At 75.8% G+C, this 7,750-nt stretch carries 5 protein-coding genes and 1 pseudogene; all 6 read right to left on the minus strand.

Annotated features, from left to right (window positions below; genetic code table 11):
* A pseudogene (locus NH602_RS25555) lies at positions 1-481 on the minus strand (thiol reductant ABC exporter subunit CydC); the annotation flags it as partial.
* The gene (gene cydD / locus NH602_RS25560; protein ID WP_253069123.1) at positions 478-2,250 is read right to left on the minus strand and encodes a thiol reductant ABC exporter subunit CydD; all 1,773 of its coding nucleotides are present in this window, start codon (positions 2,248-2,250) and stop codon (positions 478-480) included. The gene cydD and the pseudogene NH602_RS25555, both read right to left, overlap by 4 nt.
* A gap of 5 nt (positions 2,251-2,255) precedes the next feature.
* A complete protein-coding gene (gene cydB / locus NH602_RS25565; protein WP_253069124.1) occupies positions 2,256-3,320 on the minus strand; it encodes a cytochrome d ubiquinol oxidase subunit II in 1,065 nt (354 codons plus the stop codon).
* Between the two features lie 16 nt (positions 3,321-3,336).
* Positions 3,337-4,824, minus strand: a complete 1,488-nt coding sequence (locus tag NH602_RS25570; protein ID WP_253069125.1) for a cytochrome ubiquinol oxidase subunit I — start codon at positions 4,822-4,824, stop codon at positions 3,337-3,339.
* A 110-nt stretch (positions 4,825-4,934) separates the two neighbouring features.
* Positions 4,935-6,386: a M1 family aminopeptidase gene (locus NH602_RS25575; protein WP_253069126.1), complete on the minus strand. Its 1,452-nt coding sequence runs from the start codon at positions 6,384-6,386 to the stop codon at positions 4,935-4,937.
* Positions 6,387-6,443: 57 nt separating this feature from the next.
* On the minus strand, positions 6,444-7,750 hold a 1,307-nt coding region (locus NH602_RS25580; RefSeq protein WP_253069127.1), incomplete at its 5' end, for a heparan-alpha-glucosaminide N-acetyltransferase domain-containing protein.

Raw genomic sequence — 7,750 nt, forward strand, 5'->3', positions numbered from 1 at the left:
CGAGCAGCGCCCCGCCGGGGACGTACAGCGCGGTGGCGAGCAGCACCGCACCGGACCCGGCGACCCCGGCTGCGACGACCGGCAGCACCCCGCGCACCACCAGGTCCTGCACCGAGTCGGTGTCGCCGACCAGCCGGGCGACCAGCTCGCCGGACCGGAACCGGCGCACCGGTTCGGTGGCGGCGAGCCGGGCGTAGACGCGGCCGCGCATGTCCGACAGCGCGCGCAGCGCGGCGTCGTGCCCGACCAGCCGCTCGGCGTAGCGGGCCACCCCGCGTCCGACGCCGAGGGCACGGGTCAGCACCACGGCGACCGACAGCGCCGTCACCGACGGGTGCTGGGCGGCGGTGGCGAGCAGCCAGGCGGCCAGCGACAGCAGCCCGGCGCCGCAGGCGGTGGCGAGTGCGCCGAGCAGCGCGCCGCCGACGACGCCGCGGAGCCGGGGCGCCAGCACGCTGCGGGCGAGCGACCAGGGGCTCATCGCGGACGTCCGGCGGGTGTGATCGCGACCGGGGTGATCGTGACGGTGCGGTCGGTGTGCTCGGCCCAGCCCGCGTCGTGCGCGACGACGACCGCGGTGCGCCCGCGGAGCAGCTCGGCGGCCGCGCTGCGGACCGCGTCGGCGGAGTCGGGGTCGAGGTGCGCGGTCGGCTCGTCGAGCAGGACCAGCGGGGCGTCGCGCAGGAACGCCCTGGCCAGCGCGACCCGCTGCCGCTCGCCCGACGACAGCTGCGCGCCGCCCTCGCCGAGCACGGTGTCCCAGCCGTGCGGCAGCCGGGCGACGACGGCGTCGAGCCCGGCCCGGCGTGCGGCCGCCCGCACGGCGTCGTCGGTGACGCCCGCGTGGTCCCGCCCGGCGCCGAGCCGGACGTTGGCGGCGACGGTGTCGGCGAACAGGTGCGGCTGCTGCGGCACCCAGGCCACCCCGCGGCGCCAGGCGTCGAGGTCCAGGTCCGCGAGGTCGGCGCCCGTGCCGTCGCGGCCGTGCACGGTGACGGTGCCGCCGGTCGGGACGACCATGCCGAGCAGCACGCCGAGCAGGGTGGACTTCCCGGCCCCGGACGGGCCGCGCAGCAGCACCGTCTCCCCGGGGGCGAGGTCCAGCGACAGCCCGGCGACGGCGTCGGCGTCCGCGCCGGGGTAGCGCACCCGCAGCCCGGCGACGGTCAGGCCGCGGCCCGCCGGGTCGGCCACCGGCACCGGTGTGGTCCCGCCGGGCGCGCCGCCGGCCGGGCGGTCCAGCTCGGCGAACACCTGCCGGGCCGCGGCGACGCCCTCCATGCTGGCGTGGAACCGGGCACCGACCTCGCGCAGCGGCAGGTAGGCCTCCGGGGCCAGGACCAGCACGAACAGCGCGGTGGCGTAGTCGAGGTTCCCGTAGAGCAGCCGCAGCCCGACCTCGACCGCGACCAGGGCGACGGCGAGCGTCGCGAGGACCTCCAGCACGAACGCGGACAGGAACGCGACCCGCAGGGTGCCGGTCACGGCGTGCCGGTGGGCGTCGGTCGTCTCCCGGACCTTGCCCGCGACGACCTGCGCGCGGCGGAACAGCGCGAGCGTCGGCAGCCCCTGCACGACGTCGAGGAAGTGCCCGCCGAGTCGGGACAGCAGCCGCCACTGGCGGTCGGTGCGGGCCCGGGTGTGCATCCCGACCAGCGCCATGAACAGCGGGATCAGCGGCAGCGTGACCGCGATGACCACCGCGGAGATCCAGTCCGCGTCGGCGACGACGACCAGCACCGCGACCGGGACCAGTACCGCGAGCACCAGCTGGGGCAGGTAGCGGGCGAAGTAGTCGTCGAGGGCGTCGAGGCCGCGGGTGGCCAGGGTGACGATCTCGCCGGAGGACCGCCGCGGGTCCGGCGCGGCGAGCGCGAGCCGGCGCACGAGCTGCATCCGCAGCTGGGACTTGGCGCGGGCGGCGCTGCGCAGCGCCGCGGACTCCGCGCCGTAGGACAGCAGCGCCCGCGCCACCGCGACGACGGCGACGCCCCCGACGAGCCAGGCCAGGGTGTCGAGCCCGGCGCCCGGCCCGGTGCGTGCTCCGTCGAGGCCGAACGACGGCGTCGCCCCGGCCACCACCCGCGACACCAGCCAGGCCTGGGCGAGGATCAGCCCGGTCGCGGCGACCCCGCAGACCGCGGCGACGGCCAGGTGCACCCGGACCGCGCTCGCCGTGCGCAGCAGCCGGGGGTCGACCGGCGGGCCGCCCGCGGGCGGGGCCCCGGCGGTGGCGGACGGGGTGGACACGGTCGTCATCGTGGGGCCGGTACCGCGGTGTCACCAGTGTCGGAGGTCCCGGCCGGGGCGACCCGCGCCCCGCCGAGGCGGCGGCGGAACACCCAGTAGCTCCAGGACTGGTAGCCGAGCACCAGCGGCAGGAACACGGCCGCGATCCAGGACATGACGCCGAGCGTGTACGGCGCGGACGCCGCGTTCGCGACGGTCAGGGTGTGCGCGGGGTCGGTCGTCGAGGGCAGCAGCGTCGGGTACAGCTGGCCGAACAGCACGACCGACAGCCCACCGATCGCGAGCGCGGTGGCGGTGAACGCCCACCCCTCGCGGCCGGCCAGCAGCGCCACCCCGGCCGCGGCGAGGGCCGCGCCGGCGAGCCAGGCGACCGTGGTGGTCCAGGACGGCTCGCGCAGCGCGAGCGTCGCGGCCAGGAACGCGACGGTCACCAGCAGCACCGGGGCCACCGCGCGCAGCGCGAACCGCCGCGCCCGGTACCGCACCGGCCCGTCGGTCTTCAGTGCCAGGAACACCGCGCCGTGCAGCAGGAACAGTGCCGTGGTGACGACGCCGCCGAGCAGCGCGTAGCCGTTCAGCAGGTCCCCGAGCGACGCGGTGACCACGGTGTTCTGCCCGCTGCCCGGGGCGCTGAGCACGGTGGGAAGGCCACGGACCAGGTTCGCGAGGACCATGCCCCACACGAACGCCGGCACCAGCGACCCGAGACCGATCAGCAGGTCCCAGCGGGCCTTCCACGGCGGGTCGGAGCGCTTGTGCCGGTACTCCAGCCCGACCCCGCGCACGATCAGGCCCAGCAGGACCAGCAGCACCGGCAGGTAGAGGCCCGACAGCATGGCGGCGTACCAGGCGGGGAACGCGGCGAACATCGCGCCGACGGCGGCGATCAGCCACACCTCGTTGCCGTCCCACACCGGGCCGATCGCGCCGAGGGCGGCCTCGCGGTCGTCCTCCTCGTCGCGGCCCAGGACGCGGACCAGCATCCCGACGCCGAAGTCGAACCCCTCGAGCACCAGGTAGCCGGCCCACAGCACGGCCACGGCCAGGAACCAGATCGTGGGCAGGTCCATCGTCGTCCCTCCGGGTTCAGTAGCTGAACGCCGCGGGGCGGCGCACGGCGTCGGTGTCGGCGTCGGTGTCGTCACCGGGCGGGGCCGCGGGGGCGGCGGGTCCGGCGGCGACGTAGCGGAACAGCAGCCGCACCTCGACGACGGCGAGGATCCCGTAGAGCGCGGTGAACGCGGCCAGGGAGAACGCGACCTGGCCCAGGCTCACGCCGGGGGACACGCTCTGCGCGGTGAGCAGCTCGCCGTGCACCGTCCAGGGCTGGCGGCCCATCTCGGTCAGCACCCAGCCGGCGATGTTCCCGGCGAGCGCGGCCGGCAGCGCGGCCACCACGCCCCGGTAGGCCCACCGCGACAGCCGCCCGGCCGGAGCCGGTGCGCCGTCGCGGGTGAAGCCGGGCAGCCGGCCGCCGCGGGTGAGCCAGAGCCCGGCCGTCGCGACCGCGACCCCGGCCAGGCCGAGGCCCATCATCAGCCGGAACGCCCAGTAGAGGACGGCGATGTTGGGCCGGTAGTCCCCGGGCCCGTAGAGCGCCTCGTACTGCGCCTGCACGTTCTCGATGCCCTGCACCGGGCCCCACGGGCTGCCGGTGGCCAGGAAGCTCAGGACACCGGGGATCTGCACGTTGACGTGGTTGCGGCTGCCCTGGACGTCGCCGACGGCGAACAGCGAGAACCCGGCCGACTCCTCGGTCTGCCACAGCGCCTCGGCCGAGGCGAGCTTCATCGGCTCGTAGGTGGCGGCCAGCTTGGCCTGGTGATCACCGGAGGCGATGACCAGCACCCCGGCCACGAGGGTGACGAGGAACCCGGTGCGCAGGGTCTTCCGGAACAGCGCGTGCTCGCCCGGGTGCGGCGTCGCGTCACCGGGACGGCTCCAGCGTTCGCGCATCAGCTTCCAGGAGCTCACCGCGGCGACGAACAGCCCCGCGATCAGGAACGCCGCGGCGACGACGTGGGTGTAGGTCGACCAGGCCTGCGGGTTGGTCAGCACGGCGCCGATGTCGGTGAGCCGGGCCCGTCCGGTGGCGCGGTCGACCTCGTAGCCGACCGGGTTCCGCATCCACGCGTTCGCCGCGAGGATGAAGTACGCCGAGAGGTTGGACCCGATCGCCGCGGCCCAGATGCAGGCCAGGTGCACGCCTTTCCGCAGCCGGTCCCATCCGAAGATCCACAGCCCGATGAAGGTGGACTCCAGGAAGAAGGCGATGAGCGCCTCCATCGCCAGCGGTGCGCCGAACACGTCGCCGACGAAGGTGGAGTAGGCGCTCCAGTTCATCCCGAACTGGAACTCCTGCACGATCCCGGTGACCACGCCCATCGCGAAGTTGATCAGGAACAGCTTCCCGAAGAACGTGGTGGCGCGCAGGTACTCCTCCCGGCCCGTGCGGAACCAGGCGGTCTGCAGCGACGCGACGATCACCGACAGGCCGATGGTCAGCGGCACGAACAGGAAGTGGTAGATCGTGGTGATCCCGAACTGCCAGCGGGCCAGGTCGAGCGCGTCCATCCGGACCTCCCGAGCGAAGTTCTACGTCCAGTAGTAGTTCTACCGTAAGTAGAAGATCGGTGGGGGGTCTGGCTCGGTGGCCCTGGACACGCGGGTCGTCGCGGAGGTGCTCAGCCGCCGGTGCGCGGGTCGAAGGCGCCGTGCTCGCGCAGCACGTCGAGCACCTCCGGCAGGTCGGCGAAGGCCCGTTCGACGTCGGCCGGGGCGGCGACGCGGTGTGCGTTCGCCTCGACGTAGGCGCGGACCGCGGCGTCGAACCGCTGCGCGCCGACGGCGTCGCGACCCGCGAACAGCGCGGCGGCACCCTGGTCGTAGACGCCGTCGACGAGGTCGGTGAACCCGCCGCGGGAGTCCCAGAACGACATGGGGGCGCCGATCGGGCCCGCGACGTCGCCGGGCCCGAAGCTGCCGATCCGGTACAGGTCGCGCTGGTCGGCCACCAGGGCCTGGGCCCAGGTCGTGAACGCCTCGTCCAGCCACGGGTCGCGGGCCTGGTCGTTGCCGACCAGCGCGTAGAACCAGGAGTGGGCGATCTCGTGCGCGGCCAGCGACGGGCGGGTGGCGTCGTCGACGTCGCCGAACTGCAGGTGGGTCGGGAACTCGACGCCGTCGCTCTGGGTGGGCACGACCGTCAGCCACAGGTCCGGGTACGGGTAGGGCCCCAGCAGCCGTTCCAGGGCGGGCAGGAAGCGGGCGACCTCGCCCTGCCAGTCCTGCGCGGAGCCGCGCAGCTCCCCGCCGCGCCGGGCGCCGGCGCGGCCCGCGGTGGGCAGTGCGACGTGCACCCGGGTGGAGCCGACCGTGGACTCGGCGACCCGGTAGGCGCCGACGGCGATCGCGACGTCACGGACCGCGTCGGCGGTGAAGGTGCGGGTGAGCCGCCCGCCGCCGGCGTCGCGGGTGCCGGTGGCCGTCCCGACCCCGACGACCTGCTGGTCCGCCGCCGCGGTGACGGCGAGCGAGGCGAGCCGGTAGTCCTCGGCGACGACGGTCTCGCCGGACATCCGCACCGCGGGGGTGCGGACCCAGCCGCGGCCGCGGACCCAGTCCAGCACCGGCAGCGGACTGCCGAGCCAGGCGGTGCCCGCCGACGTGGAGTGCCCGATGCGTTCGGTGGAGTCCTCGCCGAGGGTGAGGGTGAACCCGAGCTGCGCGGTGACGGTGGTGCCCGCGTCGGCGCAGGACGGCAGCGGCAGCTCGACGAGCGTGCCGGGCGCGCCGTCCGGGGCGCCCGCCTGCTCGGTGCGCGGGGTGACCGGGGTGCCGTCGACGCTCGCGTCGGTGACCCGGGACGAGCCGCCGTCGGAGACGACGGTCGGCCGGTTGGTCCAGAGCCGGAAGACCAGCTCGCAGATCCGGGCGTCGGGGGTGAAGCGGACGGTCTGGCGGCCGGTGGCCGAGGACAGGTCCGGGGCGAGGTCCAGCGACGCGTCGACGACCGGGCGCTGCGGCCACGGGGCCGCCCGCTCGACCTGCGGCACGCCGGCCGCGCAGCCCCCCAGCACGGCCAGGACGACGGCGACGCCGACGAGGGCCCGGCGCCGCCGGGTCAGGTCGATCATGAGGGCGAGGCTAGCCGCGGTGCGCACGGGCGGCGACCGGCGTGCGGCACCGCCCGGCTACGCCACCCGATCGCGGGCCCGGCCGCGGAGCCGGTCCCGGACGGCGTGCGCGGGCGCCGACACGACGGTCTCGAGGGGACCGCGCCCGACCGCGCGCCGCCAGGCGAGCCCGATCCCGACCGCGACGGCGATCTGCCAGAGGTAGCCCTCCCAGGGGCCCAGGTCGTCGAGCGGGGAGTTCATGAACAGGATCGAGCCGACGTAGAGGGTCAGCGTCATCGACCCGGCTGCGGCGAGCGGGCGCAGCAGGTGACCCAGCAGCGGACCGGCGCCGCGGACGGTGACCGAGGCCAGGAGCAGGACCGCGCCGAGCACGGCGAGTGCGGACCCGGTGGTCTGGACGACGTCGAGCGGCGTGCCCGAGTGCGGCGCGACGGTCGCCAGCCACCACCACGTCGAGGTGGGGGTGACGCCGTCGGGGTAGCCGGTGACGGCATCGGCGATCGTCGGCGCGCTGTCGAGGATCTCCGGCGGGCCCACCGCGGCGATCGCGGCGTACCCGCCGCCCGGGCCGAGCAGCCACATCGACAGCCCGGTGGCCGCCGCCGCCGCGACGACGCCGCCGGCCAGCAGCGCCGCCGCCGTGCGCCGGTCCGAGAGCCGCAGCCGTCCGACCACGATCCCGACCGCCATGTAGGCGAGCCAGACCACCGCCGGGTAGGCGCCGGTCAGGGTCAGCTCCGACAGCAGCGCGCCGGGGTCGGTGACGAGGTCGAGCACCGAGGGGTTGCCGAGTTCGGGCACCGGCAGGAACGGGCGCACCAGGTGCGATCCGACCGGTATCCCGAGACCCAGCAGCACCGCGAGCGGCGCGAGGACCCGGGTCGGCAGCGCGACCAGCGGTATCGCGAGCAGGAACGCGATCGCGTAGTAGGGGAGGATGAGCGCCGCGATCGACGGGTCGGTCCAGCTCAGGGCCAGTGCCAGCACCATCAGGACGCCGGCGCGGGTGGCGAGCATCGCCGCCGTGGCGCGCAGGTCGGGGGTGCGGACCCGGGCGCGCCCGGTCATGAACGCGAACGAGACCCCGGCGAGGACGGCGAACAGCGCCGCGGAGCGGCCGCCGAACACGAGGTAGCTGGGCGTGGGGGTGCCGTCGTCGGTGGCCTCGACGAGGGCGTGCACGGCGATGATGCCGAGCAGCGCGACCCCGCGGGTGGCGTCGACGCCGAGCAGGCGCGAGGCGCGCTCGCGGGGCGGCGCGGGTTCCGGCGCGGCCGGGGGAGCCGGGTCCGGGGCGGGCGTGGCCCGGGTGGTGGCCGGGAGCACGGTGGTGGTCCCCGTGGTGTCCGGTGGTGCGGACG

Origin of the sequence: Pseudonocardia sp. McavD-2-B (assembly GCF_024124365.1) — a bacterium.
Classification (GTDB): Bacteria; Actinomycetota; Actinomycetes; order Mycobacteriales; family Pseudonocardiaceae; genus Pseudonocardia; species Pseudonocardia alni.

What these genes read in the sequence shown, in the direction of transcription:
- cydB (WP_253069124.1), bottom strand. Translation starts at nt 3,320, where the DNA reads ATGGACCTGCCCACGATCTGGTTCCTGGCCGTGGCCGTGCTGTGGGCC.
- NH602_RS25570 (WP_253069125.1), bottom strand. Translation starts at nt 4,824, where the DNA reads ATGGACGCGCTCGACCTGGCCCGCTGGCAGTTCGGGATCACCACGATC.
- NH602_RS25575 (WP_253069126.1), bottom strand. Translation starts at nt 6,386, where the DNA reads ATGATCGACCTGACCCGGCGGCGCCGGGCCCTCGTCGGCGTCGCCGTC.